Here is a 26,620-nt window from a genome sequence, read left to right on the forward strand (position 1 = left end):
CGGTTACATTCCGAACCCGGAAGCTAAGCCTTACAGCGCCGATGGTACTGCAGGGGGGACCCTGTGGGAGAGTAGGACGCCGCCGAACAATTCTTGGGAAAGGCCCACGCCACACGGCGTGGGCCTTTCTGCGTTTATGCTCGAAGGTATGCGCTACGACCTTGTCATCTTCGACAACGACGGGGTGCTCGTCGACAGCGAGCCCATATCCAACCGGCACCTGGCGGCCTATCTGACCGAGTTGGGGCACCCCACGTCGTACGAGGACTCCGTCCGGGACTACATGGGCTCGGCGATGCACCGGGTCCATGAGCTCGTGCTGGAGCGGACGGGGCAGCGGCTGCCGGACGACTTCGACGACGTCTTCCACGCGCGCGTGTTCGCCGCGTTCGAGCGGGAACTGCAGCCCGTGGCCGGCGTCGCCGGTGTACTGGAGAAGCTGGCCGCGGACGGGGTGCCGTACTGCGTGGCCTCGTCGGGGAGTCATGCGCGGATCCGGGTCGGGCACCGCACGACCGGGCTCGACCGGTGGTTCCCTCAGGAGCGGATTTTCAGCTCCGAGGATGTGGGGCGCGGGAAGCCGGCGCCGGATCTCTTTCTGTACGCCGCGCAGCGGATGGGGGTGGCGCCCGAGCGGTGCCTGGTCGTGGAGGACTCGCCGCTGGGCGTGCGGGCGGCCGTGGCCGCCGGCATGACCGTGTACGGGTTCACCGCCATGACACCGGCGGAGAAGCTCGCGGGCGCCGACCAACTCTTCTCCGCCATGGGCGAGTTGGCTGACCTGCTGGTTTGACGGAAGCCATCGTCCGGCGCCTGACAATTGTCATGCGGACGTCCGGACGATCGTTTCTACAGGCGGACCCCCTGCCGGGGCGAAGCTTGGGGCATGACGAAGAACACGGGGGCCCGGGGCCGGAGCGAGCAGCGGGACAAGAAGCCGAGCCTGTGGGACAACTTCAGGCCGCTGATGCTGGACGTGGCGGTCCCGCTGGGGTCGTACTACCTGTTCAAGGACGCCTTCGGGATGAGTACCTTCGCGGCGCTCGCCTGGAGCAGCGTGGCGCCGGCGGCGCGGACCGTGTGGGCCGTGGTGAAGGAGCGGCGGGTCAACGGCCTGGCGGGACTGATCCTGGTCGTCAACGTCGTGTCGCTGCTGCTGAGTTTCGTCTCCGGCGACCCGCGGCTGATGCTCGCCAAGGACAGCGCGGTCAGCAGCACCGTCGGCATCGGCATCCTGGTGTCCGCGTGGCTGGGCAAGCCGATGATGACCGCCGGTATGAAGCCGTTCCTGGTGAAGGGCGACGAGGCCAAGGAGGCGGCCTGGCAGCGGCTGGTCTCGGGGCGGTCCGTGCGGTCCGCGGCCTTCCGGCAGAAGGAGAAGGTCTTCTCCGTCGTCTGGGGTGGGGCGCTGCTGCTGGAGTGCGTCAGCAGGGCCTTGGGCGCGTACACCATCCCCGTGGACACGATGGTGTGGCTCGGCACCGTCTTCCTGATCGGGTTCATGGCGGTCGCGTTCGTCGTCAGCGGGGGCCTGGCCGTCGAGCCGATGGAGAAGATGCTGGCCGCGGAGGTCGAGGCCGCCGACGAGACAGCACGCCGGGCCGAGGTGCCCGTCGCCGCCTGACCGGACCAGAAGCCGATCCGGAGGCGAGGCAAAGCTGAAGGAAATTCATCTTCGGCTGGATCTACCCACAGGTAGCCACGGGCCCTACGCTCGCCGCCATGACTGATGTGCTGCGGCGCGGTAGGGCCTCGCTGGCGTTCAGCTTCTTCGCGCAGGGCGCCGCCTTTGCTCTCCTGGTGACGCGCATCCCGGCCATCCAGGACCGGTACGGCGTCTCCGACGCGTTGCTGCCGGCCTTCCTGGCCGCAGTGCCGGTCCTCGCCGGCGTCGGCAGCGTGACCACCGAGCAGCTGGTGAAGCGGATCCGCCCGAGCCGGCTGCTGCGCTGGTCCCAGCCGGTGGTGCTGCTGGCGCTGCTCGGCGTCGGAGCGGGCGGGCACATCGCCGGGCTGGCGGTGGCGCTGGGCGCGTTCGGGCTTGCCGTGGGCGCGCTGGACGCCTCCATGAACATGCTCGGGGTCAGTCTCCAGCGGTCGTACGGGCGCAGCATCATGCTCAGTTTCCACGCCGCGTACAGCCTGGGCGGGATCCTCGGCGCCTCGCTGGCCTGGGTGGGCGCGCACTGGCACCTCGGGCTGTGGGTGTCGTACCTGCCGGTGGTGGCCGTGCTGCTGCCGGCGGCGCTCGTGGGCAGCCGGTGGTACGTCGACGGGGACCCGGCGCACGTGGCGGAGCGGGGCGCCGAGGGGGGAGGCGTCGTCTTCAAGCTGCTGCTGCCGCTGTGCCTGGTGATGACCTTCGCCTACATCGGGGACTCGACCGTCTCCAACTGGAGCGCGAAGTACCTGAAGGACGTCCTGGGCAGCTCGGAGCAGCTGGCGACGGTGCCGTACAACGTGTACATGGTGACCACGCTGCTCGGGCGGGCCATCGGGGACTTCGGGGTGCGGCGGTTCGGGGCCGTGACGGTCGTACGGCTCGGGACGCTGGTGGCGGCCGGCGGGTTCGCGGTGGTGGCCTCGGCGCCCGGGGCGTGGGCCGGGATGCTCGGGTTCACGCTGCTGGGCCTCGGGCTGTGCGTGCTGGTGCCGCAGACGTTCGCGGCCGCGGGGCGGCTGTTCCCGGGTTCTTCGGACGCGGCCATCGCGCGGCTGAACATCTTCAATTACGTGGGTTTTCTGATCGGTTCGCCGCTGGTGGGGGCGCTGGGCGACGCCTGGAGCTACCGGGGGGCCATGCTGGTGCCGATGGTGTTGGTGCTGGTGACGTTGGTGTACGCCAGGTCGTTCGCGGGTCAACCGGACCGATACGGTGGCGGGCATGAGCGGCCGCGCACAGCTGATGTGGGACGAGGCAGTAACGGGCTATGACTTCGGCCCGGACCATCCGATGGATCCGGTCCGGCTGGCACTGACCCGGAAACTGGTGGACGCCTTCGGGCTCGACCGGGAGGTGGAGGTCGTCGCGGCCAAGCCGGCCGGGGAGTCGACGCTGCGGCTGGTCCACCGGGAGGACTACATCGACGCGGTGAAGGCCGCGTCGGCGGATCCGGCGGGGGCGGACGGGTCGTACGGGCTGGGTACGGTCGACGACCCGGCCTTCGCCGGGATGCACGAGGTGTCCGCGCTGATCGCCGGGCAGTCGGTGGGGGCGGCGGAGGCGGTGTGGCGCGGGGACGCCGATCACGCGGTGAACTTCGCGGGCGGTCTGCACCATGCGATGCCGGGCGGGGCGTCGGGGTTCTGCGTCTACAATGACGCCTCGCTGGCCATCGCGCGGCTGCTGGAGCTGGGGGCCGAGCGGGTCGCCTACGTGGACGTCGACGTGCACCACGGGGACGGGGTGCAGGCGGCGTTCTGGGAGGATCCGCGGGTTCTGACGATCTCGCTGCACGAGCATCCCCGTACGTTGTTCCCGCAGACCGGGTGGCCGGAGGAGACCGGGGCCGGGGCGGGGGAGGGGGCCGCGGTGAACGTGGCGCTGCCGGCGGGGACCGGGGACGCGGGGTGGGTGCGGGCGTTCCACGCGGTGGTGCCGGAGCTGCTCGCCGAGTTCCGGCCGCAGGTGCTGGTGTCGCAGCACGGGGCCGACACGCACTTCGAGGATCCGCTGGCGCATCTCGCCGTGTCGCTGGACGCGCAGCGGACGGTGCAGGTGGCGTGCCACGAGCTGGCGCACGAGTACGCAGGGGGCAAGTGGGTGGCGCTCGGCGGCGGCGGGTACGCGGTGGTCGACGTCGTGCCGCGGTCCTGGACGCATCTGGTGGGGATCGCGGCGGGGCGGCCGATCGCTCCGGAGACGGTGATCCCGGAAGGGTGGCGGCAGGAGGTGTTCGCCCGGACCCGGCAGCTGGGGCCGCAGCGGATGACCGACGGGCGGTGGCCGGTGAGTTGGTCTCCGTGGGAGGCGGGGTACGACCCCGCGGACCGGGTCGACCAGGCGGTGCGGGCCACGCGCACGGCGGCGTTCCCCCTGCGGGGGCTGCTGCCCTGAACCGGCGGGGGACTCCACCCGCGTTACGCCAACCGTGCGCAAATCGCGCGTTCCCGGCTCGCTGCCGGCCGCCGTGCGTCACCATCGCAGCCATGTCGACCGGCGGGGCTTTACGCGCGCATCTGCTGGCTGTCCGGCTTGCCGGGGAGGTGGGGACCTCTCGGGAGGACAGTCTGCGCAGTTATCGGCTGTTCGCTGCCCGGGACCCCCGGGTGCTGATCGGGATCGATCCCGAAGAGGCGTGGGAGCAGCGGAACTTGCTGGAGCTGATGGCGGACAAGTGCGGGGTGTCGGCCGATCCCCGGCACACGTCGGGTCCGGACGTGATCGACCCGGAGCGTACGCTCGCGGCGCTGGACGCGTTCGCGGCGCGGATCGGCGAGGTCGCGCGGAGGGGCGCGCCGGTGCTGTTCGGGACCGGGCATCCGCGGCCGCTGCTCGGGTTCTACGCCGGCCTGGCGGACGCGCTCTCGGCGGCGGGGTGTGACGTGCTCACCCCCGCGCAGGGTCGCTGTGTCGACATATTGACCCGGTTCGGTCTACGTACGTGCGCACTGGACTACGCCCGCGGAGTCGGGTTGGTGCGGGAAACCGGCGGCGGGCGCCCCGGTTGTGAGCCGGGCGTGCACTGTCATTCGCCGCTCCCGGTTCGGGTCGTGCTGGAGGCCGCCGCGGAGGGCGGGGGGCCGCTGCCCGAGCTGGTCGTCGGCGACCACGGCTGGGTCTGCGGTGCTGGTCAGCTGGGGTTCGAGGCCATCGGGCTCGCCGACACCGACGATCCGGCGCTGTTCGTGGGGGAGGCGGAGGGGCGCGTGTCCGTCGTCGTTCCGGTTGATGACGGCGTGCGATCCGAGTACTACGGGCCGCTCACCCGCTACGTACTCAAACGAGCGTGTCTGTCACAGTAGGCCTGCGATGGGTGCACCTCTTCCCCACTTGCATCACCCGCCCCTACATTGGGGAGTGAGCACGCAGCGACGAAGAGTCACCGGAAGGGGAAGCCGGTGGCCGTCGAGTGCGGAAGGTTCAGGTGTGTCATGGCTGCAGCTGGCGAGAGGCCTCTGAACGAGGTTCAGTTCCTTACCGTGGCGGAGGTCGCCTCGGTGATGCGAGTGTCCAAGATGACCGTGTACCGGCTGGTGCACAGCGGTCATCTGCCCGCGATCCGGGTGGGGCGGTCCTTCCGCGTCCCGGAACAGGCGGTACACGAGTACCTCCGTGACAGCTATGTGGGGGTGGAGACGGCCTGACGGCAACTCCAGGGTGACCCCGGGGTGACCCGGGGCACCCCCCTCGATTACGACCTTGGCGCTCGGTTGGGTAGGCTAGCCCCTCGTAGGTCGTGTGGGCCCATGGCGCCCAAACAACCGAGTGATGAGAAGTGAGCGAGGGTAGTCGTGGGCTCTGTTATCAAGAAGCGGCGCAAGCGGATGGCCAAGAAGAAGCACCGCAAGCTGCTCAAGCGCACGCGCGTTCAGCGCCGCAACAAGAAGTAAGCGGCGTCGCGAGAGCGTGTCCCTGTGGCCCCCCATCCACATCGATGGGGGGCCACAGCCGTATCCCGGGGTACTCGTCGTCCTCCGATGAGTGAATTTCCGTCACTTCATGCATCGGGCGGTCATCACAGCGCAACGTGCACCCGCTAGGTTGGCCGTACGCATCACGTACGAGGGAAGGCGCTGATCTTGGGAAAGGTCGTGCTCGTCACCGGGGTGGCCCGGCAGCTGGGCGGCCGGTTCGTACGGCGGATCCAGCGGGATCCCGAGGTCGCCCGGGTGATCGCGGTGGACGCGGTGGCGCCGGCGCACCATCTGGGCGGGGCGGACTTCATCCAGGCCGACATCCGGCAGCCGGGGATCGCCCGGGTGCTCGCCGAGACGGGTGCGGACACGGTCGTCCACATGGATGTGACGGGCACGGCGCTGGGCAGCGGCAACCGCGCCACCGTCAAGGAGACCAACGTCATCGGCACCATGCAGCTGCTCGGCGCCTGCCAGAAGTCGCCCACGGTGAAGCGGCTGGTGGTGAAGTCCAGCACCAACGTCTACGGCTCGGCGCCGCGCGATCCGGCCGTGTTCACCGAGACGACCCCGCCGAAGTCGCTGCCGAGCGGCGGCTTCGCGAAGGACACCGTCGAGGTCGAGGGCTATGTGCGCGGCTTCGCCCGGCGGCGGCCGGACGTCGCCGTGTGCGTGCTGCGGTTCGCCAACATCCTCGGGCCGACCGCCGACACCCCCCTCGCCTCCTACTTCGCGCTTCCCGTGCTGCCGACCGTGTTCGGCTACGACCCGCGGCTGCAGTTCGTGCACGAGGACGACGTCGTCGAGGTGCTCAGGATCGCCTCGCACGAGCCGCGCCGGGGCACCCTCAACAGCGGCACGTTCAACATCGCCGGCGACGGGGTGCTGCTGCTCTCGCAGTGCTCGCGGCGGCTCGGCCGGCCGACGGTGCCGCTGCTGCTGCCCGCGGTCACCTGGGCGGGTTCGCTGGTGCGTACGCTCGGTATGACGGACTTCTCGCCGGAGCAGATCCGGCTGCTCACGCACGGGCGGGTGGTGGACACGGTCCAGATGCGCGAGACGCTGGGCTTCACGCCCAAGTACACGACGGCGGAGACGTTCGCGGACTTCGTCCGCGGCCAGGGCCCCGGCCTGGTGCCGCCGCAGGCCCTCGCGGGGGCCGTCGACCGGATCGCCGCGCTCGCCGCGAAGGCAGGCGGCCACCCGCAGACGCACAGCGCCAACTGAGGAGAGCGGCAACGATGGCGGACGCCAAGGTCATTCCGTTCGACGACGACCGGTCCCGGGGAGGCGCCGTGCAGCGCCCGGCGCGGCGCCGGAGCGCGGGCAGCCGGCGCGGTGGGCTCGCCGAGACCGGCGAGATGGGCGAGGTCCAGCCCCTGCCGGGCCAGGGCGGTGTGCAGGAGGATGGGCCCGTGAGCCGCGAGGAGGGTCCGAGGGAGCCGCAGGAGCGGCCGGGCGGCGCCGGGCAGGGCGGTGGCCTGGAGCGCCGGGTGGCGGCCGGGCTGGCCTTTCTGCGGCGCCGGCTGACCGGGGACTACGACGTCGACGACTTCGGTTACGACGCGGAGCTGACCGACCAGGTCCTGATGTCGCTGCTGCGGCCGGTGTACGAGAAGTACTTCCGGGTCGACGTGAAGGGCATCGAGAACATCCCGGCCGACGGCGGGGCGCTGATCGTCGCCAACCACTCCGGGACGCTGCCGCTGGACGGGCTGATGATGCAGGTCGCCGTGCACGACCACCATCCGGCCGACCGTCATCTGCGGCTGCTGGCGGCCGACTTGGTGTTCGTGCTGCCGGTGGTCAACGAGCTGGCGCGCAAGCTGGGGCACACCCTCGCCTGTGCGGAGGACGCCGAGCGGCTGCTGTCCCAGGGCGAGCTGGTCGGGGTGATGCCCGAGGGGTTCAAGGGCATCGGGAAACCCTTCAGCGAGCGGTACAAGCTCCAGCGGTTCGGGCGGGGCGGCTTCGTGTCGACCGCGCTGCGGCAGGGCGTGCCGATCATTCCATGCTCGATCGTGGGGGCGGAGGAGATCTACCCCATGATCGGCAACGCCAAGACGCTGGCGCGGGTGCTGGGCTTCCCGTACTTCCCGCTGACGCCGACGTTCCCGTGGCTCGGGCCGCTGGGGGCGATTCCGCTGCCGACGAAGTGGACGATCCAGTTCGGGGAGCCGATCCCGACGGACGGCTATCCGCCGGAGGCGGCCGAGGACCCGATGCTGATGTTCAACCTGACCGATCAGGTCCGGGAACAGATCCAGCACACGCTGTACAAGCTGCTGGTGCAGCGGCGGTCGGTGTTCTTCTGAACCCCTCGAAGGCCCGTGTACGGCAGAGGGGGCGCCCCGCTCGGGTGGGGCGCCCCCTCTGCCGTGGCCGGGCCGGTGTCAGTGTGCGTCCTCGCCCTCGATGCCCAGGCCCGGCAGGAGGCCGGGGAGGAGCGGGGGGAGGGTGACGTCGGGGGCGGTCGCCGGCGGTTTGCTGGTGGACGGGGCGCTGCTGCCCGTGCCGGTCCTGGGCGGCTCCAGCAGACCTCCCGTGTCGCCGCCGAGCAGGCCCTCGCCGCTGCTGTGGGTGGCCGTGCCGCTCGGGTCGCCGGTGCCCGCGTGCCTGCCGGAGGACGGGGTGGAGCCGGAGGAGCTGGGCGCCGTCGACCGGTGGCCGCCGGAGGAGCCCGAGGACGTCGGACCGGAGCCCGGCTGCTTGCCGTCGTCCTGGGCGGGCGGCTGGGGCAGCAGGGACTGCAGCGGGGCGACCTCCTGGTCTATGGCGTCGAACACCGACGACACCTGCTGTTTGACGTCTCCGAGCTGCACCGGCAGCTTGTCGCTGAGCGCGCTCCACGCCTGGCGGTGGGAGCGGGAGAACGTGGACAGCGCCTGGATCGGGCCGAGGGAGTCGGGGTCGGCCTCGTACGCCTCGTGGAGCAGGCGGTGGCCCTCGGTGACGTCGTGCTGCATGCCGGAGAGCGTGCGGCGGATCTCGCCGATGGACTCGTGGTCGAGCTGGCCGCCGCGGCCGCGCTCCAGCAGCCGGCGGGCCTCGTTGAGCCGGGTGGAGGCCTGGTCGAGGTAGGTCTGGCCGCGGGCGTCGTCGCCGTCGGTCAGGTAGTTGAGCTTGAAGTCCTCGATGCCGCGTTTGAGGCCGTAGAGGGAGTCACCGGGCAGGGCGTTCGAACTGGCGGCGGCGACTCCGCCGAAGGCTCCCGCGGCCACGCCCACGCTGAGCCCGCCGGCGGCGAGGCCCTTGGTCAGCCGTGAGCGCGGGCGGAGCTTGCCCAGCGACGTCGCCCGGTGTGCGCCCCGGCCGCGCGACCGCTGTTCCGGTACCGACGCGTCCGCCCCCGTGCCTTCCTGGAGCATGGCCTCCATCGCGGCCACCAGCTGCGCCCGCTGCACGACCTTGACCTCGGGGTCGAGCTGCGGCTTGGGCAGCGCGCCGAGGTCCGCGGCGAGGGCCAGCAGCTCGCCCTGCTCCGACTGTTCCTCGGCGGTCGGCGGAGAACCCGCCGGGCTCACGGACTGCTCGGCCGCCGTGTCCCGGTCGGACTGCTCCTCCAGGGCCTGGGCGAAGGCGTTCGCCCGCCGGTGCGCCGATACGTTCGCGATCACTGGCGGCACCTCCTCTCGTCATGACGGTCGACTCCCCAGGGGGTCCTGAGGGTTGCACGCCCGCGACCACTTGCACACGATCGAGCGATCAGGTCGGGCAGAACGTGACCACAGGGAGCCTGTATCCCGCACAACGACTGGCGCGGCACTTCGGTTACGCATGCCGGGCGCCCGGATCGAAATGGCAACGAGCTTTCACCGATCGTGAGTTGGGCATCGCTCAGAGTGGCGGACGGTCAGCGGGCGTCGTCCGGGAGGAGCCGGGCGAGGGTGCGCACGGCGCGGTACTGGAGGGTCTTGATGGCGCCCTCGTTCTTGCCCATGACGCGGGCGGTCTCGGCGACCGAGAGGCCCTGGAGGAAGCGGAGGGTCACGCACTCCTGCTGCTGCGGATTGAGCCGGCGTACGGCGTCCAGCAGCGCGGCGTTCGACAGGGACTCCAGGACGGAGTCCTCCGGGGAGCGCTCGACCTCGTTGGCGTCGAGCATCTCGCCGGTGGTGACCTCCAGGCGGAAGCGGCTGGACTTGAAGTGGTCGGCGACCAGGTTCCGGGCGATGGTCACCAGCCAGGCCCCGAAATCGCGGCCCTGCCAGGTGAAGGTGCCGATCCGGCGCAGGGCGCGCAGAAAGGTCTCGCTCGTCAGGTCCTCGGCGGTGGCCCGGCCGCCGACGCGGTAGTAGATGTACCGGTACACCGTGTCGCTGTACTGGTCGTACAGCCGGCCGAAGGCCTCGGCCTCGCCGGCCTGGGCCCGCTCGACCAGGTCCATCATCCGGGCGCTGTCGCTGTCCGCGGCCGGGCGGCGGGCGGTGGCGGCGCCGGCCGAGCGCCCTCGTCTGCCCACGGCGGCGCTGCCTTCGGCCAGTGCGTAGCACGGGCCGACGGGCGCGGCGGCGAAGGCGGGGACGGCGTACGCGGTGGGGACGAGGCCGCGCAGCGTCTCTTTGACCGTTGCGACTGTTGCGCGCAGCGTAGCCAGGCCCGAGGCGTCAACCCCGACGTGTGGGTACACGGGACTCCCAGAGGCAGAGCTTCCATCACGTGCAGTGCGGAACCCTTCACTCGTCGTAGCGACGGCGAGGTACCGGTTTGCGTCTGAGGAGAATAACGCTTCGTACAGGCCCTGCTACACCGAGTTGCTCAAATCATCGATTGCGTCGCTTCTGTTACCGATTGACGCCTCATCAAGTGCCGCAACGTGATCGGTTCCTGACCGATATTCGGCCGGTTTCGGTGAGGTCCGGGGCGTGTTGAAATGGCCGCGGCATAATCCGAGCGCGCGGCGCCGACGGGGCAGCGCCGGCACGCCGGCCCTGCGGCGACGCTCCGTGGACAGCCGGCCCGTGGTTATCGGCGCCGTCGGCTCAACGCGATCGCCGCCGCGGTGCCGCCGGCGACCGCGCCGACCCCGGCCGCCGCCGGGATTCCCACCTTCGCGGCCTTGCGCCCCGTGCGGTAGTCGCGCAGCCGCCAGTCCTTCTCGCGGGCGTGCCTGCGCAGCTTGGCGTCGGGGTTGATGGCGTAGGGGTGCCCGACGAGGGAGAGCATCGGGATGTCGTTGTGGCTGTCGCTGTAGGCGGCGCAGCGGGACAGGTCGAGCCCCTCGGCCGCGGCCAGGGCGCGCACCGCCTCCGCCTTCGCCGGCCCGTGCAGCGGCTCGCCCACCAGCCGGCCCGTGTAGACGCCGTCGACGGACTCCGCCACCGTGCCCAGCGCGCCGGTCAGGCCCAGGCGGCGGGCGATCACCTGGGCGATCTCCACCGGGGCCGCCGTGACCAGCCACACCTTCTGCCCGGCGTCCAGGTGGGCCTGGGCCAGGGCGCGGGTGCCGGGCCAGATGCGGTCGGCCATGTACTCGTCGTAGATCTCCTCGCCGATCGACTCCAGTTCGGCGACCCGGTGGCCCTTGACGATGGACAGCGCGGAGTCGCGGGCGTCCTGCATGTGCTCGGGGTCCTCGACGCCGGCCAGCCGGAACCAGGCCTGCTGCCAGGCGAACTTGGCGAGGTCGCGCGTCTCGAAGAACTTCCGCTTGTACAGGCCCCGGCCGAAGTGGAACAGCGCGGCGCCCTGCATGACGGTGTTGTCGAGGTCGAAGAAGGCGGCCGCCTTGTCGTCGCCGATCACCGGGAACTCCGGCTCCGTCTGCTGCGCCGGCGGGGCTTCCTGAGAGGACTTGCGGGCAGCCTCCGCCGAGGCCTCGCCTGCCAACACGCTGCGCGCCGTGGCGGAGCGCCTACGGGGAGTGAGCCATCCGAGAGCGGCCATGGCGTGAGCATAGCCAGTTCGTACGGCCGTTCCGCCGGTGGACAGGTTGGGTGTGTGTGAACTCTCCGCGACCGAGCCGTTAAAGAGCCGGTCGGAAGCGGGCGCGGTGCGAGCGAGAATGGCCGGTATGAGTCCTCTTTTCCGGCGCAAGGCCGACCCCGCCGACCCGCGTGACCGGCTCGTCACCCTGATCCGCAAGCCCGGCTGCCATCTGTGCGACGACGCGCAGGCGGTGATCGAGAAGGTGTGCGGGGAGCTCGGGGTGCCCTGGGAGGGCAAGGACATCACCGAGGACCGGGCGCTGCACGACCGGTACTGGGAGCAGATCCCGGTCGTCCTGATCGATGGCGAGCAGCACACGTTCTGGCGCGTGAACGAGGAGCGGCTGCGCCGCGCGCTGACCGACTAGCCCCAAGCTGCCGAGGCGCTGACCGAGTGGTCGGGACCGCACTGACCGACCAGTCCAAAGAAGCGGGAAAGTCGCTTAGGATCGACGGCGGTCTGATCTCGGGGGCGGGATTCGTGAGGAGAGTGTGCGGTTTTGCCCCCAGTAACGAAGGGACGCCGGTGTGTATGCGCCGGTTCCGGCCACGGGCGTAAAGGGTGCGTGACCCCGGTCACTTCTGCCGGGCAAATCGGACACCATCTTTGTGCACGCGTTCACAAAGACATAGCCTGCTGTCGACGGGGCGGTCTGGGGACGTACGACCGCCTGCAGCCCCGCTCTACCCGCAGGAGCACCGTGGCAACTGGCCGAACACACCGACCGGCGACCCGCAGCCGAGGGATTCCCGAGGCCACCGTCGCCCGGCTTCCGCTGTACCTCCGAGCCCTCACCGCGCTGTCCGAGCGCTCGGTACCCACGGTCTCCTCCGAGGAGCTGGCCGCGGCGGCGGGAGTCAACTCCGCCAAGCTGCGCAAGGACTTCTCGTACCTCGGGTCGTACGGAACGCGCGGTGTCGGCTACGACGTGGAGTATCTCGTCTACCAGATCTCCCGCGAACTGGGCCTCACCCAGGACTGGCCCGTCGTCATCGTCGGCATCGGCAACCTGGGCGCCGCCCTCGCCGGCTACGGCGGTTTCGCCTCCCGCGGCTTCCGGGTCGCCGCGCTCATCGACGCCGACCCCGCCCTGACGGGCAAGCCGGTCGCGGGCATCCCCGTGCAGCACTCCGACGACCTCGAGAAGATCATCAAGGACAACGGGGTCTCCATCGGCGTCATCGCCACCCCCGCCGGCGTCGCCCAGCAGGTCTGCGACCGGCTCGTGGCCGCCGGGGTCACCTCCATCCTGAACTTCGCGCCGACCGTGCTGTCCGTCCCGGACGGCGTCGACGTGCGCAAGGTCGACCTCTCGATCGAACTCCAGATCCTCGCCTTCCACGAGCAGCGCAAGGCCGGCGAGGAGACCGCGGCCGGCGACGTCGGCTCGCTGCCCGCCACCGCCCGCGACGCCGCCGGCGACCAGGGACCCGACGGGGACGTGCCCGCCGTGATGCCGGCATGAGTCTCCTCGTCGTCGGACTGAGCCACCGCAGCGCGCCGGTCAGCGTGCTGGAGCGGGCCGCGCTGAGCTCGGATGCCCAGATCAAGCTGCTCCAGGACACGGTCGCCGCCGAGCCGGCCACCGAGGCCGCGGTGCTCGCCACCTGCAACCGCATCGAGCTGTACGCCGACGTGGACAAGTTCCACGCCGGTGTCGCCGAGCTGTCCACGCTGCTCGCCCGGCACAGCGGGGTCGGCCTGGACGAGCTGAGCCCCTATCTCTACGTGCACTACGAGGACCGGGCCGTCCACCACCTGTTCTCGGTGGCCTGCGGCCTGGACTCGATGGTCGTCGGCGAGGGGCAGATCCTCGGCCAGATCAAGGACTCCCTGGCCACCGCCCAGGAGCTGCACACCGCCGGCAAGCTGCTGAACGACCTGTTCCAGCAGGCCCTCAGGGTCGGCAAGCGCGCCCACTCCGAGACCGGCATCGACCGCGCCGGCCAGTCCCTGGTCACCTTCGGCCTGGAGCAGCTGGCCGCCGGCGGCGACGTGCCGGCCTGGGCGTCCGGCCGCAGGGCGCTGGTCATCGGCGCCGGATCGATGTCCTCGCTGGCCGCCGCCACGCTGGCGCGGGCCGGGGTCGCCGAGATCGTCGTCGCCAACCGCACCTTCGAGCGCGCAGAACGGCTCGCGCAGCTGCTCGAAGAGCAGTACGGACAGGGCCTGACCGAGGCCGACGGCAACGCGGTGACCGCCCGCGCGGTACGGATGGACGCCGTGCCGGACGAGCTGACACGTGCCGACGTCGTCGTCTCCTGCACCGGGGCGACCGGCCTGGTGCTCACCGCGGAGGCGGTCGCCCACGCCGTCGAGGGCCGCACCGGGCAGCCCGCCGTCGCGGACACCACGGTGACCGAGGTGAGCGCGAAGACCCCGCTGCCGCCCGCCGACGAGAACTGCCCGCTGGACCTGGCCGCCGTACAGCCCGGCTTCTCCGTCATGGGCGAGGCCGCCGTCGCCGGCATGGACGCGGCCACCCTCGAGCAGCACGCGGCCTGGGTCGCCGGAGGAACGATCGACCGCACGGCCCGCCGCAGCCCCGAGGCCGACGCCGAGCTGATCGCCGCGCTCGCCGCGACCGCCGCCACGGTGGGCCGGATCCCCGAGCGGCGCAGGCCGGAGCCGCCGGCCGAGCGCCCGGCGCCCTTCTTCTTCCTCCTCGACCTGGCCATGCCCCGCGACATCGACGCGGCCGTGCACCGGCTGGCCGGGGTGCGGCTGGTGGACATCGAGTCGCTGGCGGAAGCCTCCGCCGACGCTCCGATGGCTGCCGACGTCGACCAGGTCCGGCGTATCGTCTCCGACGAGGTCGCGGCCTTCGGCGCGGCACAGCGGGCGGCGCACATCACGCCCACCGTGGTCGCGCTGCGCACCATGGCCGCCGACGTCGTCGCCGGCGAGATCGCTCGGCTCGACAGCCGCCTGCCCGACCTGGACGAACGCCAGCGCGGTGAGATCCGGCAGGCCGTGCACCGGGTCGTCGACAAGCTGCTGCACGCGCCGACCGTACGGGTCAAGCAGCTCGCGGCCGAGCCCGGCGGCGCCGGGTACGCGGACGCGCTGCGCACCCTGTTCGACCTCGACCCCGAGACGGTCGCCGCCGTCTCCCGGGCCGGGGACAGCACAGACAAGAAGGACCGACCGGCATGACTGAGAAGGCACTGAGGCTGGGGACCAGGCGCAGCAAGCTCGCCATGGCCCAGTCCGGCCAGGTGGCGCAGGCCGTCCGCGGGGTGACCGGTCGGCCCGTGGAGCTGGTCGAGATCACCACGTACGGCGACGTCTCCCGCGAGGCGCTCGCGCAGATCGGCGGCACCGGCGTGTTCGTCACCGCGCTGCGGGACGCGCTGCTGAGGGGCGAGGTCGACTTCGCGGTTCACTCGCTCAAGGACCTCCCTACGGCACAGCCCGAGGAGCTGGTCCTGGCCGCCGTACCAGAGCGCGAGGACCCCCGCGACGTGATCGTCGCGCGGGACGCGCTGAAGTTCACGGACCTGCCGCGCGGAGCGCGCATCGGCACCGGTGCGCCGCGCCGCATGGCGCAGCTGAACGCGTACGCCCGCGCGCACGGCCTGGACATAGAGACGGTCCCGATACGCGGCAACGTCGACACCCGCATCCGGTACGTCCGCGACGGCGAACTCGACGCCGTCGTCCTGGCCGCCGCCGGCCTCAACCGGATCGGCCGGATCGACGAGGTGACCGACTTCCTGTCGGTCGACACGGTTCTGCCCGCCCCCGGCCAGGGGGCCCTGGCGATCGAGTGCGCCGCGGACGACGCGGACCTGATCGCCGCGCTCGGCGCACTCGACGACCCCGTCACGCGGGCCGCCGTCACCGCCGAACGGTCACTGCTCGCCGCCCTGGAGGCCGGTTGCAGCGCCCCTGTAGGCGCCTTGGCCGACCTTCCCCCACTCTCGGCTCCGCTCGAGCGGGGGGACCCCCAGGCCGACAGGCAGTCTGTCAAGGAAATGCGCCTGCGCGGCGTCGTCGGCACCACCGACGGTTCGCGCATGGTGCAGCTGTCCACCACCGGTCCCGTGCCCCAGACGCACGACCAGGCGTGGGCACTCGGTCGCGACCTCGCCACCGAGATGCTCGCCCAGGGCGCGGCCGGTCTGATGGGGGAGCGAGCACATTGAGCCCCACCGCCCTTCCTGCCGCCGGTCCGGAACACGGGCACGTCACCTTCCTCGGTGCCGGACCCGGAGATCCGGGACTGCTGACTCTGCGCGCCGTGGAGGCGCTGTCGCACGCGGACGTCCTGATCGCCGAGCACGAGGTGCTCGACGTGATCCGGACGCACGCCCGACAGGGCGTCTCCGTGGTCGAGACGGACGCGGACCCCTCTTCGGTCTCCCCGCCGGGCACGGGCACGCCCCAGCTGACGGTCGTTGACGGCACGTCAACACCCGCCGCTGTCCCGGCTGCTGCCCGGGATGCCGCTCATCTTGTCATGGAGGCCGCGCGGGGCGGCAGGCGGGTCGTCCGTGCGGTGTCCGGGGACCCGGGACTCGATACGTACGCGGCCGAGGAAATGCTCGCCTGCGCCGCCGCCGGGGTGCCCTTCGAGGTGGTCCCGGGCGTGGCGGCGGCGGTCGGCGTGCCCGCGTACGCCGGTGTGCCGCTGCGGGACGCCGAGGGCGCGGACGTCCGGTTCGTGGACGCCCGTACGGCCTCGGACCGCTGCTGGACCGAGGTGGGCGCCTCCGACGGCACGGTGGTCGTCTCCACGACCCTGGACTCGGTGGCCGCGGCGGCGGGCGAACTGGTCTCGGCGGGCCGCAAGCCCGACACCCCGCTGACCGTCACCGTCGCCGGCACGACCACCCGCCAGCGCACCTGGGCGGCGACCCTCGGCACGATCGCGCAGACCCTGAAGCAGGCGAAGGTCCTGCCGTCCCCGGACGGCGGCCGGCCGGTCATAGCCGTGGTCGGCGAGCGCAGCGCAGCCGCCCGGCGCGACCAGCTGTCGTGGTTCGAGTCCAAGCCGCTGTTCGGCTGGAAGGTGCTCGTGCCGCGCACGAAGGAGCAGGCGGCCTCGCTCTCCGACCAGCTGCGGTCCTACGGCGCGGTGCCGCACGAGGTCCCGACCATCGCGGTGGAGCCCCCGCGCACCCCGCAGCAGATGGAGCGCGCGGTCAAGGGCCTGGTCACCGGCCGCTACGAGTGGATCGCCTTCACGTCGGTCAACGCGGTGAAGGCGGTACGGGAGAAGTTCGAGGAGTACGGCCTTGACGCTCGGGCTTTTGCGGGTATCAAGGTGGCTGCGGTGGGCGAGCAGACGGCGAAGGCCCTCGTCGCCTTCGGCGTGAAGCCGGACCTGGTGCCGAGCGGCGAGCAGTCCGCGGCGGGCCTCCTGGAGGACTGGCCCCCCTACGACCCGGTCTTCGACCCGATCGACCGCGTCTTCCTCCCTCGCGCCGACATCGCCACGGAGACCCTGGTCGCCGGCCTGATCGAGCTGGGCTGGGAGGTCGACGACGTCACGGCCTACCGCACCGTGCGCGCGTCGCCGCCGCCGGCGGAGACCCGCGAGGCGATCAAGGGCGGCGGCTTCGACGCGGTCCTCTTCACCTCGTCCTCCACGGTCCGCAACCTGGTCGGCATCGCGGGCAAGCCGCACAACGTGACGGTGATCGCCTGCATCGGCCCGGCCACGGCGAAGACGGCGGAGGAGCACGGCCTCCGGGTCGACGTGATGGCACCCGAGCCGTCGGTCCACAAGCTGGCGGAGGCGCTGGCGGACTTCGGCATGAAGCGCCGGGCTGCCGCCCTGGAGGCGGGGGACCCGGTGACCCGGCCGAGCGAGCGGAGGCCGGGGGCGCGGAGGCGTCGGTCGACGACGTGACGACGTGAGGTGAGGCGGGGTGTCCTGTGCGGGGGCGCCCCGCCTTTCGTGTCTCTCCCAGCACCTTCTCGCGTGCGCGGAACGGCCCGTCGGCGCATGTCACACCGGAGCCGGGAAGCGGGTGACCCGGCGGTCCGGGGGCCGGGGCTGCGGGCCGTAAAAGACCAAAGAACCCGGGGAAATAACCAACCAACCAAACCAAACCCGGCATCCATCACTCGGGCGGGTGAAAGTGGGCGGTCTGGCTGGCGCGGCGGTGGTTCGGGCGTGCAGGCTCGCCCCGAGGCAATTGCCTCTGTCACAACTTCCCAAGCCCACACATGCATCGGCCCCCGCCGGGACGGCAATCCCAGTGCGAGGGCCTGACCAACGAGGAAGAAGAGCCCTTCCCCATGGCTGAGAAGAAGCCTAACGCCGCCCTGCGCCCGATTCAGGGTGTTCGACGATCCACCACCCCCTCCGGTGTCATCCACGTACGCACGTACCAGTCCGGGCAGTACGTCGTCGTCGGCAACCACCTCGCCCAGCACCGCGAGCTGTCGCTGACCGCGATCGGGCTCGCGACCCACATCCTGTCGGTGCCCGAGGGCACCCCGGTCGACATCCGCAGCCTCGCCGAACGCTTTCCCGAGGGCCGGGACCGGATCGCCGCCGCGCTGCGCGAGCTGGAGGCGCACGGCTATCTGCAGCGGGTCCGGGAGCACACCGAGTCCGGTCGGCTGGTCACGCGTACGTACGCCCACCACACCCCGGTTGCCGCCGCCCCGGCGCCGCTCCGCGTGGCTCGTACCGGCGAGCGTCGGCTCAGCGCGGGCGCGAATCCTCCGGCAGCGCCCGAGGAGGACGACCAACCCCCTCAGCCGGACGCGCCCGAACCTGTCCCCGCGCCCGTGGCGGCGCCGAAACCGGCCACGACGCCGGAAGCGCACGGCCGCTCTCGCGACCCCCGCCATGACAAGGCCGTCACCCTGCTCGCGGGCCTCCGCAGGGCCGACGACCGGCTCATCCTCTCCCGCCGTGACGTGGACCGGCTCGCGCCCGCCGTCACCGCCTGGTTCGACAGCGGGGCGACGGCCGCGGTCATCCACCACGCCCTGACCGCCGACCTTCCCGCCGACCTGAAGAGCCCGGCCAGGCTGCTCGGTTACCGGCTGGACGCGCTGCTCCCTGTACCGCTCCCGGCCCGCCCCGCGCCCCCGCCGGACACCGGCGCGGAGGCCGCAGCCGGCCGCAGGCGCGATCCCCTCCAGAACTGCGACGGCTGCGACCGCGCCTTCCGCGCCCCACACCCGGGCCACTGCCGCGACTGCCGCGCGGAACAGAGGGTCCTTTCGGACGAGAGCGCGTGTGCTGCGTAGGCCTGCGGCGTCCGCCACCGGTCTGGCTCACGGATGTCCGACGGCCCGTGGGACCCCCCGTGCCGATCCCACGGGCCGCCGAGTCAGGGTGTTGGTGTTACGGGCTCGTGCAGGTCAGGGAGCCCGATGGGAGGTTGTTTCCGGAGGACGTCGCGACGAAGCCGAACGTCGTACTGCCGTCCGCCGGTACGGTGCGGTTGTAGTCGGCGTTGGTGACCGTCACCGACCCGTTCGTGCCCTTGGACAGGACGCCGTTCCACACGCTGCCGATCGTCGTGCCGCTGCCGGGTGTCCAGCCGACGTGCCAGCCGCTCAACGGCGAGGTGCCGTGGTTCATGACCGTGACCGTCGCCTGGAAGCCGCCGCTCCAGGAGCTGTCCACGCTGTAGGCGGCCATGCAGGAACCGCTGCCGTTGTCCGGGGGCGGGGTGGTACCGCCGCCGTCCGGGGGCGGGGTCGTGTCGCCGCTGCCTCGGATGCCCGTCACCTCGCCGTGGCCGCCGTCGAAGACGATGTCGGAGCAGGAGAAGAAGTTCTCGTTGCTGTCCGACCGCACCCACTGGATGAACAGCAGCGCGTTGCCCGACCGGCCCGAGGGCAGGGCCTGGTTCCAGTAGTAGTGGCCGCCGTCCGTGCCGGGCGAGCCGGACGCGGGCGGGTTGGTGACCGTCGAGATCAGCTGCAGGTCCGACCAGGCGAGCGGAGTGGTGGGGGACCAGCCCTGCTTGGTGATGTAGACCCGGAAGTCACCGGGGTGCGCGGCCCAGTTGCTGTACTGCAGCTGGATCGTGGAGCCCGAGGTCAGGTGCGTCTTCGGCCAGTCGTCGCGGGCGAGGTTGTAGCCGCTGAAGTCGTACGGCGACTTGTTGCCGGCGCTGCAGATGGTGCCGTCCGGGACGTAACCCGCGCCGCGCCCGGCGGCGTTGGAGTCCAGCACCGCGAACCAGTTGTAGAGGGAGGTCGCACCGCTCTGCGCGATGGCCGCCGCGCAGGCCGGGTTGGTCGGGTCGACCGCGCCGGTGCTCGTGACGGCGTCCTTGTAGCAGAGGTAGGTGCGCGAGCCCGGGAACATGGCGACGCCGTGGGCCGACGCGGCTCCCGTGCCGTAGATGACCAGCCCTAACGCGGAGAGCATGGTGGCGACTGCCGCGAGCAGCGCCGACGTTCTGCTGCGTCTGATCATGGGGGGAGTGACCCTTCGCAGAGGGACGTGATGGACAGAGGGATGTGCAGACGTGCGGGAGACGTGGGAGCGCTCCCATTGGTCGGGAGAGTAGGGTGACGCACGCCATATGTAAACCGCCTGGACGAAACGCTTTTGGTGCGGCGGAAAACGATCGGCCCGGGTGGGGCGGTCGAAGCCGCGCCACCCGGGCCGAGCGGTGGATCCTGTGCGAGGGGGCTACGCCGCCGTGCCGCCCGCGTAGTCGCTGTCGAACGTCGTCTCGACGGTCTGCGCCACCGGCTGGGCCACGCCCGTGCCGGTGAGGATGATGCCCAGTTCCCGGTTGTTGCTCAGGGAGTTGCTGCTGATGTTCATGGAGCCGGCCTCGACCTCCTGGGTGCTCAGGCCGTAGTCGGCGACCATGGCCTTGGCGTGGATGTAGAAGCCGTTGGGGTCGGAGTAGCCGACGACCGTGCCGCCCGCGGCCTTGATGGCCGAGACCTCGCCGGAGTAGCTGGACGGATCCTCCAGCACCACGCGGACCTTCACGCCCGCCTTGGCGCGGGCCACGATCGCGTTGACCACCGTGCTGTCGCTGAACTCCAGCTCCTCCACGTCCAGGCTCTTGGTGGCGGAGTTGATGAAGGACACCAGGCGGTTGCGGGAGTCGGTGGGGGACCACAGCAGGTGGTCGCCGTCCGTCGGGGTGATGGAGGTCGCCGTGTAGTCGGCGTTGAAGACCTTCTCGATGGCGGCCACGTCACGGGTGTCGTCGGTGAAGACGCCGTAGTCGCGGCTGGTCGTGTAGTACTGCGAGGTGAGGTTCCCGGTCATGACGAGGGACTTCACGCCGTCGACCGTGATCGTCTTCTGGTGGGTGTAGACATAGGCGGAGGAGGACCAGACCACGCCTATGCCCGCGTTCTTCAGGGACGTGTAGGCGGAGTTGTTCGCGGACTGGTGCTGGCGGTCGAGGATGACGCGGACCGTGACGCCCTTGTTCTTCAGGGCTATGAGGTCGTTGACGGCCGTGGTGTCCTCCAGCTCGTACATCGTCATGTCGAGCGTGCTGGTGGCCGAGTTGATGAAGTCGTAGATCGTGGGCTGGCTGCCGCTCTGGGAGAAGGCGAACGCCGAGTAGCTCGCGGCGTTCGCGGGGACGGCGGTGGCGACGACGGCGGCGCCGGCGGTGACGGCGACGGCCGCGCGGGTGAGGACCTTCCGCAGCATGCGTGACTCCTGGGTGAGCGCACGAGGAGGGGGTGGCGCGTGCATGACACCACGCGCGTAGAACGCTGGGGAGGCCGTGGGTTCCAGGGATGCCCAGGGGAGCGCAAAGACTTCGTATGACGGCGCCGGTTTGCCCGTGAATGGGCAGGCTGTGGACCGGCTGTCAGCCGCCGTCCGGACCGACATCGCGTCGGCAAAGGCGCGGGCCGGGCGGGCGTAGCGTAGAAGGCATGACGAAGTACGGATCCTTCCCCGGTACGCGTCCCCGGCGGCTGCGCACGTCGCCCGTCATGCGCCGCATGGTCGCCGAGACGCGGCTGCACCCGGCCGACTTCATCCTTCCGGCGTTCGTCCGGGAGGGCGTGAGCGAGCCCGTGCCGATCGCCGCCATGCCCGGTGTCGTCCAGCACACCCGCGACAGCCTGAAGAAGGCCGCGCTGGAGGCCGTGCAGGCCGGGATCTCCGGGATCATGCTGTTCGGCGTGCCGGAGGAGGCCAAGAAGGACGCGCAGGGCACGGCCGGCACGGACCCGGACGGGATCCTGCAGGTCGCGCTGCGCGACGTGCGCGCCGAGGTCGGCGACGACCTGCTCGTCATGTCCGACCTGTGCCTGGACGAGTTCACCGACCACGGGCACTGCGGGGTGCTGGACGCCGAGGGCCGGGTCGACAACGACGCGACCCTGGAGCGGTACGCCGAGATGGCCCAGGTGCAGGCCGACGCCGGCGCCCATGTCGTCGGGCCCAGCGGGATGATGGACGGCCAGATCGGCGTCATCCGCGACGCGCTCGACCAGATCGGCCGCGAGGACGTGGCGATCCTCGCCTACACCGCCAAGTACTCCTCCGCCTTCTACGGCCCCTTCCGCGAGGCCGTCGCCTCCTCGCTCCAGGGCGACCGCAAGACCTACCAGCAGGACCCGGCCAACTGGCGCGAGTCCCTGCGGGAGCTGGAGCTGGATCTGGCCGAGGGCGCGGACATGGTCATGGTCAAGCCGGCCGGGCCGTACCTCGACATCCTCGCGCGGGTCGCGGACGCCGTGGACGTGCCCGTCGCCGCCTACCAGATCTCCGGCGAGTACGCGATGATCGAGGCCGCCGCCGAGAAGGGCTGGCTCGACCGCGACCGCGCCATCCTCGAGACGCTGACCGGCATCAAGCGGGCCGGCGCGCGGAGCATCCTCACGTACTGGGCCGTCGAGGCGGCGCAGAAGCTGCGCTGAGGGACACAGGAGGAGGTCGTTCCGGTACCGAAGCGGTGGCGGAACGGCCTCGGTTGCTCCTCGGTTGGGTAACGGAACGGGCTCGGCACCCCCAACGGCCCGCCGCCGCAAGGGAAACGGCCCGTACGCACGGGGGGATCTGTCCGGAAACCGATGTTTGAGACGCGGCATTTCCGGCTCAGCGGCCGGACGGGGAGGCTGACCTGGGCTCCCCGATGCGCATGACGAGGTCCCGACAAGGCTCTAACCTCTGCGCTGGCCGGATCCGGATCACGGGCGGCCTGAACATCGATCCCAGGGGGGTTGTCATGAGCTGGTTCCTCGCCGCGCTCAAGAAGTACGCGGTATTCAGCGGGCGCGCGCGCCGCAAGGAGTACTGGCTGTTCATCCTGTTCGTGTACATCATCTACATCGTGCTCGGAGGCATCGCGGCCGCGACCCACGCGTCGGCCCTCTTCGCCCTCCTCGGCATCGCCTACCTCGCCTTCCTGCTGCCGGCCTGGGGCGTCGCCGTGCGCCGCCTGCACGACACCGGACGCTCCGGCTGGTGGCTGCTGTTCGGGATCGTCCCGCTCGCCGGCCCCATCACCCTGCTGGTCTTCTTCTGCTCGGACAGCCAGGCGGGCGCCAACCAGTACGGCCCGAACCCCAAGGAGACCGCGGCGTTCGCCTAAACGCCCGGCGGCCGTGCGGTCCGGATCGCGGAACGGACCCGTGTACACGGCACCCTGATCCGTAGGCTCCGGGGTGGCGGAGACACCGCCCCGGAGCCGAAGGAGCCGCGCCATGACCGTCACCGAGCCCGCCGCCCCCAGTCCCGGCGTCACCGGCGCCGGGTCGGGGGATCCGAGCGGTGCCCTCAGCCCTGGCGTCACCGGCGCCGAGTTCGTCCCCGCTCCGGCGGAGCCGGGACGCGCGCCCGTGCCGGCGCTGGCCGCGCGTGCCCGTACCGTGGGGGGTTCGCCGGTGCGGGACATCCTCGCGGTCACCGCACGCCCCGAGGTGATCAACTTCGCGGGCGGGCTTCCGGCGCCGGAGCTGTTCGACAAGAACGGCATAGCCGCGGCGTTCGAGGAGGCCCTCGCGCGGACCCCGGCGCAGGCACTGCAGTACTCCACCACCGAGGGCGAGCCCACGCTCCGGGCCGCCCTGGCCGCGCGGGCCACCGACCGGGGCCTGCCCACCACCGCCGACGACCTGCTCGTCACCACCGGCTCCCAGCAGGCCCTGTCCCTCCTGGCGACCGCCCTGCTCGAACCCGGCGACACCGTCCTCGTCGAAAGCCCCTGCTACCTGGCCGCGCTTCAGGTCTTCGCCCTCGCGGGCGCGCGCCTCGTGCCCGTGCCCGGCGACGCGGACGGCGTGGACCCGGCCGCCCTGGAACAGGCGGTCCGCCGCGAACGCCCCAAACTGCTCTACCTCGTCCCCACCTTCCAGAACCCCACCGGCCGCACGATGCCCGCACCGCGCCGCGCCGAGATCGCCGCCGTGGCCGCCCGCGAAGGCCTGTGGATCGTCGAGGACGACCCCTACGGCGAACTCCGCTACGACGGCGAGCCCGTCCCCTGGATCGCCTCCCTCCCCGGCGCCGGGGACCGGACGGTGCTCCTCGGCTCGCTCTCCAAGGTCATGGCCCCCGGCCTGCGCCTGGGCTGGCTGCGCGCGCCCGCCGAACTGCGCCGGGCCTGCGCGGTGGCCAAGCAGGCCGCCGACCTGCACACCCCGACGCTCAACCAGCTGGCCGCCGCCCGCTATCTGGACGTCCTCGACACCCACGTGCAGCGGGTGCGCGCCGTGTACGGCGAACGCCGGGACGCCATGCTCGCCGGCCTGCCGGCCGCCCTCCCGCCCGGCTCGCAGTGGGGCAGGCCCGAGGGCGGCATGTTCCTCTGGGCGCGCCTGCCCGAGTCGTACGACACCCTCGCCCTGCTGCCCCGCGCGGTCGAGCAGAACGTGGCCTACGTCCCCGGCGCGCCCTTCTACGCGGGCGCCCCCGACCCCTCCACCCTGCGCCTGTGCTTCGTCACTCAGACGCCGCAGGAGATCGCGGAGGGGCTGCGCAGGCTGGGGCGGGCCCTGCAGAGCTGACGGACGGGCGGCCTCAGTCCCACCAGAAGTTCCAGGCGGGCCGTCCGACCAGCCCCTTCGCATACCTGCGCACGGTGGTCTCCTCGCCCTGGAGCACATTGTCCGGGCAGAACGCGAAGTGCTCCGCCGCCACCGCCTCGGCGTCCTCGGGGGTGGCGGGCGGAGCCGCCACGGAGACGACGAGGGTGTCCAGGCCGAGGGCCACCACCCGTATGCCGAAGCGGTCCTCCCAGGAACGCAGCACCGCGCACATCCGGGCCACGTCGCTCTCGTAGTTCACCGGGCCCGCCCAGCCGATCGCCGCCGGGATGTCGGCGGACCGGCGCGCCGGCACCAGGGCGAGGTGCGGCTCCTCGATCATCGCGCCCCGGTGCTTTTCCCGCGGCTCGCCTCCGGGGCGCTCCCCTTCGGCTCCCTCGCGGCCGCCCACCAGTCCGTCGGCGACCTGCGCGGCGCGGGTGTCCGGGTCCGCGGCGAGCGAGCCGGCCGGCGCGAGACCGGGCCACACCTGCCCGAACGGCTCGATCTCCTCGGCGAGTTCGTCGTCCTCCGTCTCCTCCTGCCAGTACTCCGCCAGGACGTCCTCGGCGTCGTGATCCCCCGGATACGACGTCTCGCCGGGCAGCAGCCCCCAGTCCTCCAGCCGCCCCCGGGCCGCGGCCAGGTCTATGAGCACCGGCAGCAGACCGGCCCGCGCCGCGGGCGCGCCCAGCGCCTTCCACGTGCCCGGCGCGGCGGGCTTCTCCGCATGCCACAGCAGCGGTTCGTGCCAGGAACCGTGGTACGTCAGGTCGACCAGCCGGCCGGGAGGGAGCCGCAGCCCCAGGGAACGACCGCTGGGGTCGGTGGCCAGCCTGGGCAGCGGGTTCGGAAGAGTCGCCATACCGGTGACTGTAAAGGCCGCCACTGACAACGCCGTTGGCCGTCCGCACCGAGGAACCCACGACGCCCGAACCCGCTCTTACCGGGTGGTGTTGTGATGGAGCGGGACACGGTGACCGGTGTGACGGGAGGGACGGAGGATCGTGCGGATCGGGCGTTACCCGGTGCGGTGGCACATCGTGCTGCTCACCCTGTGGACGGCCGTCTGGTTCGCGGTCGCCGAACGGCACGCGGCCGTGTCCTGGCACTATCTGCGCCAGGGCGAGCAGCTGCTCTTCGGCCAGGCGAACGGCGGCGGACTCGCCCTCTACGCCAACCACCCCGAGCTGCAGATCGGCCCCGTCAGCTTTCTCGTCGCCGGGCTCTTCGCGCCGTTCCCCGCGGGCCTGGGTGAGAAACTGGCCGACGCTTTCATGTCCGGCCTCGGCCTGTACATGCTCGTCCTGGTCGGCCGCGCCGCCGCCGACCACTACCTCGGCACGGGCGTCAACCACAGACGCCTCCAGCAACGCGTCCTCATCGCCGGCGCCGCCTTCATCCCCATGTGGGTCGAGGTCGCGGTCCGCTTCGCCCACCTCGACGACGTCCTCGCCCTGTTCTTCACCACGCTCGCCGTCCGCGCCCTGGTCCGGGGCAACGCCACGGCGGTGGGCGTCCTGCTGGCCCTCGCGGTCGACTCCAAACCCTGGGCCGTGGGCTTCCTGCCGCTGCTGCTCGCCCTGCCCCGCCCGGCCCGCCTGCGCGCCGCGGCCTGGACGTCCGGCCTGGTGGCGGTGGCCTGGCTGCCCTTCTACCTGACCCACCTGGAAACCCTGCACGCGGCCCGCTTCACGATCCCCAACCAGCCCGCGTCCTCCCTGCGCTGGTTCGGCGTCGACGACCCGCAGACCCCCTGGTGGGACCGCCCCGCCCAGATGGCCCTCGGTATGGGCCTGGGCGCGCTGGCGGTACGGCGCGGCCGCTGGCCGGCGGTGGTGTTCCTGGCGGCCGACGCCCGCATCCTCCTCGACCCCAGCGTGTACACGTACTACAACGCCTCGGTCCTGCTGGGCACCCTGATCTGGGACTCGATCGGCCAGCGCCGCCTGGTCCCGTGGGTCAGCTGGATCGCCCTCATCTCCCTGTACGGCAGCGCCCTGCTGATCCCCTCGGACGCCACCCGGGGCCTGATCCGCCTGACGTTCTGCCTGGGCTCGGCGGCGTACGTCCTCCTGTGGCCCCACCGCCCCCCACGCGGCCACCGCCGACGCCCCCGCCCCGGCCGCGAGCCGGTGCAGGGGGCGCTCATCGGCAACTGAAACGGACGCTCATC

25 protein-coding genes and 1 rRNA gene are annotated in these 26,620 nt (G+C 71.6%); 20 read left to right on the forward strand and 6 right to left on the reverse strand.

The genetic code is table 11. The features are described from left to right. The 10 genes from rrf to ACGFZN_RS32915 form a co-directional block, all read left to right on the forward strand. A 5S ribosomal RNA gene (gene rrf / locus ACGFZN_RS32870) occupies positions 1–88 on the forward strand; the annotation flags it as partial. Between the two features lie 60 nt (positions 89–148). Continuing rightward, complete coding sequence (locus ACGFZN_RS32875; RefSeq protein WP_393862114.1) at positions 149–793, forward strand: HAD family hydrolase; 645 nt, start codon at positions 149–151, stop codon at positions 791–793. A 93-nt stretch (positions 794–886) separates the two neighbouring features. Then, on the forward strand, positions 887–1,624 hold the full coding sequence (locus ACGFZN_RS32880; protein WP_393862115.1) for a VC0807 family protein: 738 nt from the start codon (positions 887–889) through the stop codon (positions 1,622–1,624). A 98-nt stretch (positions 1,625–1,722) separates the two neighbouring features. Continuing rightward, a complete protein-coding gene (locus ACGFZN_RS32885) occupies positions 1,723–2,934 on the forward strand; it encodes an MFS transporter (protein WP_393862116.1) in 1,212 nt (403 codons plus the stop codon). Next, entirely contained in the window at positions 2,885–4,057 is a 1,173-nt protein-coding gene (locus ACGFZN_RS32890) for an acetoin utilization protein AcuC (protein WP_393862117.1), read from the forward strand. Before ACGFZN_RS32885 ends, ACGFZN_RS32890 begins: the two co-directional genes overlap by 50 nt. 92 nt (positions 4,058–4,149) lie before the next feature. Further along, positions 4,150–4,965 carry a phosphatase gene (locus ACGFZN_RS32895; RefSeq protein WP_393862118.1) on the forward strand — a complete coding sequence of 272 codons (816 nt, stop codon included), beginning with the start codon at positions 4,150–4,152 and terminating at the stop codon, positions 4,963–4,965. A 129-nt stretch (positions 4,966–5,094) separates the two neighbouring features. Then, the gene (locus ACGFZN_RS32900; RefSeq protein WP_121791081.1) at positions 5,095–5,307 is read left to right on the forward strand and encodes a helix-turn-helix domain-containing protein; all 213 of its coding nucleotides are present in this window, start codon (positions 5,095–5,097) and stop codon (positions 5,305–5,307) included. Positions 5,308–5,454: 147 nt separating this feature from the next. Next, the gene (locus ACGFZN_RS32905; RefSeq protein WP_003948845.1) at positions 5,455–5,553 is read left to right on the forward strand and encodes a 30S ribosomal protein bS22; all 99 of its coding nucleotides are present in this window, start codon (positions 5,455–5,457) and stop codon (positions 5,551–5,553) included. A 189-nt stretch (positions 5,554–5,742) separates the two neighbouring features. Next, a complete protein-coding gene (locus tag ACGFZN_RS32910) occupies positions 5,743–6,804 on the forward strand; it encodes an NAD-dependent epimerase/dehydratase family protein (protein WP_393862119.1) in 1,062 nt (353 codons plus the stop codon). Between the two features lie 14 nt (positions 6,805–6,818). Next, a complete protein-coding gene (locus ACGFZN_RS32915; RefSeq protein WP_393862120.1) occupies positions 6,819–7,892 on the forward strand; it encodes a lysophospholipid acyltransferase family protein in 1,074 nt (357 codons plus the stop codon). A 78-nt stretch (positions 7,893–7,970) separates the two neighbouring features. On the opposite strand, the gene ACGFZN_RS32920 is transcribed toward ACGFZN_RS32915, so the two are convergent. From ACGFZN_RS32920 to ACGFZN_RS32930, 3 genes are all read right to left on the reverse strand, one after another. After that, a complete protein-coding gene (locus ACGFZN_RS32920) occupies positions 7,971–9,194 on the reverse strand; it encodes a DUF5667 domain-containing protein (protein ID WP_393862121.1) in 1,224 nt (407 codons plus the stop codon). 236 nt (positions 9,195–9,430) lie between these two features. After that, complete coding sequence (locus ACGFZN_RS32925; RefSeq protein WP_330338536.1) at positions 9,431–10,207, reverse strand: ECF subfamily RNA polymerase sigma factor, BldN family; 777 nt, start codon at positions 10,205–10,207, stop codon at positions 9,431–9,433. 335 nt (positions 10,208–10,542) lie between these two features. Then, positions 10,543–11,463, reverse strand: a complete 921-nt coding sequence (locus ACGFZN_RS32930; RefSeq protein WP_393862122.1) for an HAD family hydrolase — start codon at positions 11,461–11,463, stop codon at positions 10,543–10,545. A gap of 127 nt (positions 11,464–11,590) precedes the next feature. Between ACGFZN_RS32930 and ACGFZN_RS32935 the strand changes: the two genes are divergently transcribed. The 6 genes from ACGFZN_RS32935 to ACGFZN_RS32960 all read left to right on the forward strand — a co-directional run bounded on the left by ACGFZN_RS32935 (position 11,591) and on the right by ACGFZN_RS32960 (position 18,720). Next, positions 11,591–11,872, forward strand: coding sequence for a glutaredoxin family protein (locus ACGFZN_RS32935; RefSeq protein WP_330338534.1), 282 nt, complete (start codon positions 11,591–11,593; stop codon positions 11,870–11,872). Positions 11,873–12,205: 333 nt separating this feature from the next. After that, complete coding sequence (locus ACGFZN_RS32940; RefSeq protein WP_393862123.1) at positions 12,206–12,970, forward strand: redox-sensing transcriptional repressor Rex; 765 nt, start codon at positions 12,206–12,208, stop codon at positions 12,968–12,970. Beyond that, positions 12,967–14,661 (forward strand): glutamyl-tRNA reductase, encoded by a 1,695-nt coding sequence (locus ACGFZN_RS32945; RefSeq protein ID WP_393862124.1) that lies wholly within the window; start codon positions 12,967–12,969, stop codon positions 14,659–14,661. The genes ACGFZN_RS32940 and ACGFZN_RS32945 overlap by 4 nt, the downstream gene beginning before the upstream one ends. Further along, complete coding sequence (gene hemC, locus ACGFZN_RS32950) at positions 14,658–15,653, forward strand: hydroxymethylbilane synthase (protein WP_393862125.1); 996 nt, start codon at positions 14,658–14,660, stop codon at positions 15,651–15,653. Before ACGFZN_RS32945 ends, hemC begins: the two co-directional genes overlap by 4 nt. Continuing rightward, complete coding sequence (locus ACGFZN_RS32955) at positions 15,650–17,362, forward strand: uroporphyrinogen-III synthase (protein ID WP_393862126.1); 1,713 nt, start codon at positions 15,650–15,652, stop codon at positions 17,360–17,362. Before hemC ends, ACGFZN_RS32955 begins: the two co-directional genes overlap by 4 nt. 392 nt (positions 17,363–17,754) lie before the next feature. Beyond that, positions 17,755–18,720 (forward strand): helix-turn-helix domain-containing protein, encoded by a 966-nt coding sequence (locus tag ACGFZN_RS32960; RefSeq protein ID WP_393862127.1) that lies wholly within the window; start codon positions 17,755–17,757, stop codon positions 18,718–18,720. Positions 18,721–18,817: 97 nt separating this feature from the next. Here the strand turns inward: ACGFZN_RS32960 and ACGFZN_RS32965 are convergent, their stop codons facing one another. Both ACGFZN_RS32965 and ACGFZN_RS32970 read right to left on the reverse strand, forming a co-directional pair. Next, positions 18,818–19,903, reverse strand: a complete 1,086-nt coding sequence (locus ACGFZN_RS32965) for a lytic polysaccharide monooxygenase (protein WP_393862128.1) — start codon at positions 19,901–19,903, stop codon at positions 18,818–18,820. Positions 19,904–20,122: 219 nt separating this feature from the next. Continuing rightward, positions 20,123–21,115 carry a phospholipase D-like domain-containing protein gene (locus ACGFZN_RS32970; protein ID WP_393862129.1) on the reverse strand — a complete coding sequence of 331 codons (993 nt, stop codon included), beginning with the start codon at positions 21,113–21,115 and terminating at the stop codon, positions 20,123–20,125. Positions 21,116–21,345: 230 nt separating this feature from the next. On the opposite strand from ACGFZN_RS32970, the gene hemB reads away from it, so the two are divergent. From hemB to ACGFZN_RS32985, 3 genes are all read left to right on the forward strand, one after another. Beyond that, positions 21,346–22,338 (forward strand): porphobilinogen synthase, encoded by a 993-nt coding sequence (gene hemB / locus ACGFZN_RS32975; protein WP_393862130.1) that lies wholly within the window; start codon positions 21,346–21,348, stop codon positions 22,336–22,338. A gap of 308 nt (positions 22,339–22,646) precedes the next feature. After that, complete coding sequence (locus ACGFZN_RS32980; RefSeq protein WP_393862131.1) at positions 22,647–23,012, forward strand: DUF805 domain-containing protein; 366 nt, start codon at positions 22,647–22,649, stop codon at positions 23,010–23,012. Between the two features lie 112 nt (positions 23,013–23,124). Beyond that, the gene (locus tag ACGFZN_RS32985) at positions 23,125–24,426 is read left to right on the forward strand and encodes a PLP-dependent aminotransferase family protein (protein ID WP_393862132.1); all 1,302 of its coding nucleotides are present in this window, start codon (positions 23,125–23,127) and stop codon (positions 24,424–24,426) included. A 13-nt stretch (positions 24,427–24,439) separates the two neighbouring features. Here the strand turns inward: ACGFZN_RS32985 and ACGFZN_RS32990 are convergent, their stop codons facing one another. Then, the gene (locus tag ACGFZN_RS32990) at positions 24,440–25,309 is read right to left on the reverse strand and encodes a DUF4253 domain-containing protein (RefSeq protein ID WP_393862133.1); all 870 of its coding nucleotides are present in this window, start codon (positions 25,307–25,309) and stop codon (positions 24,440–24,442) included. A 142-nt stretch (positions 25,310–25,451) separates the two neighbouring features. On the opposite strand from ACGFZN_RS32990, the gene ACGFZN_RS32995 reads away from it, so the two are divergent. Then, entirely contained in the window at positions 25,452–26,606 is a 1,155-nt protein-coding gene (locus ACGFZN_RS32995; RefSeq protein WP_393862134.1) for a hypothetical protein, read from the forward strand. The last annotated feature ends 14 nt before the right edge of the window (positions 26,607–26,620 follow it).

The sequence above is a fragment of the Streptomyces sp. NPDC048192 genome (assembly GCF_043202415.1).
Taxonomy (GTDB): domain Bacteria; phylum Actinomycetota; class Actinomycetes; order Streptomycetales; family Streptomycetaceae; genus Streptomyces.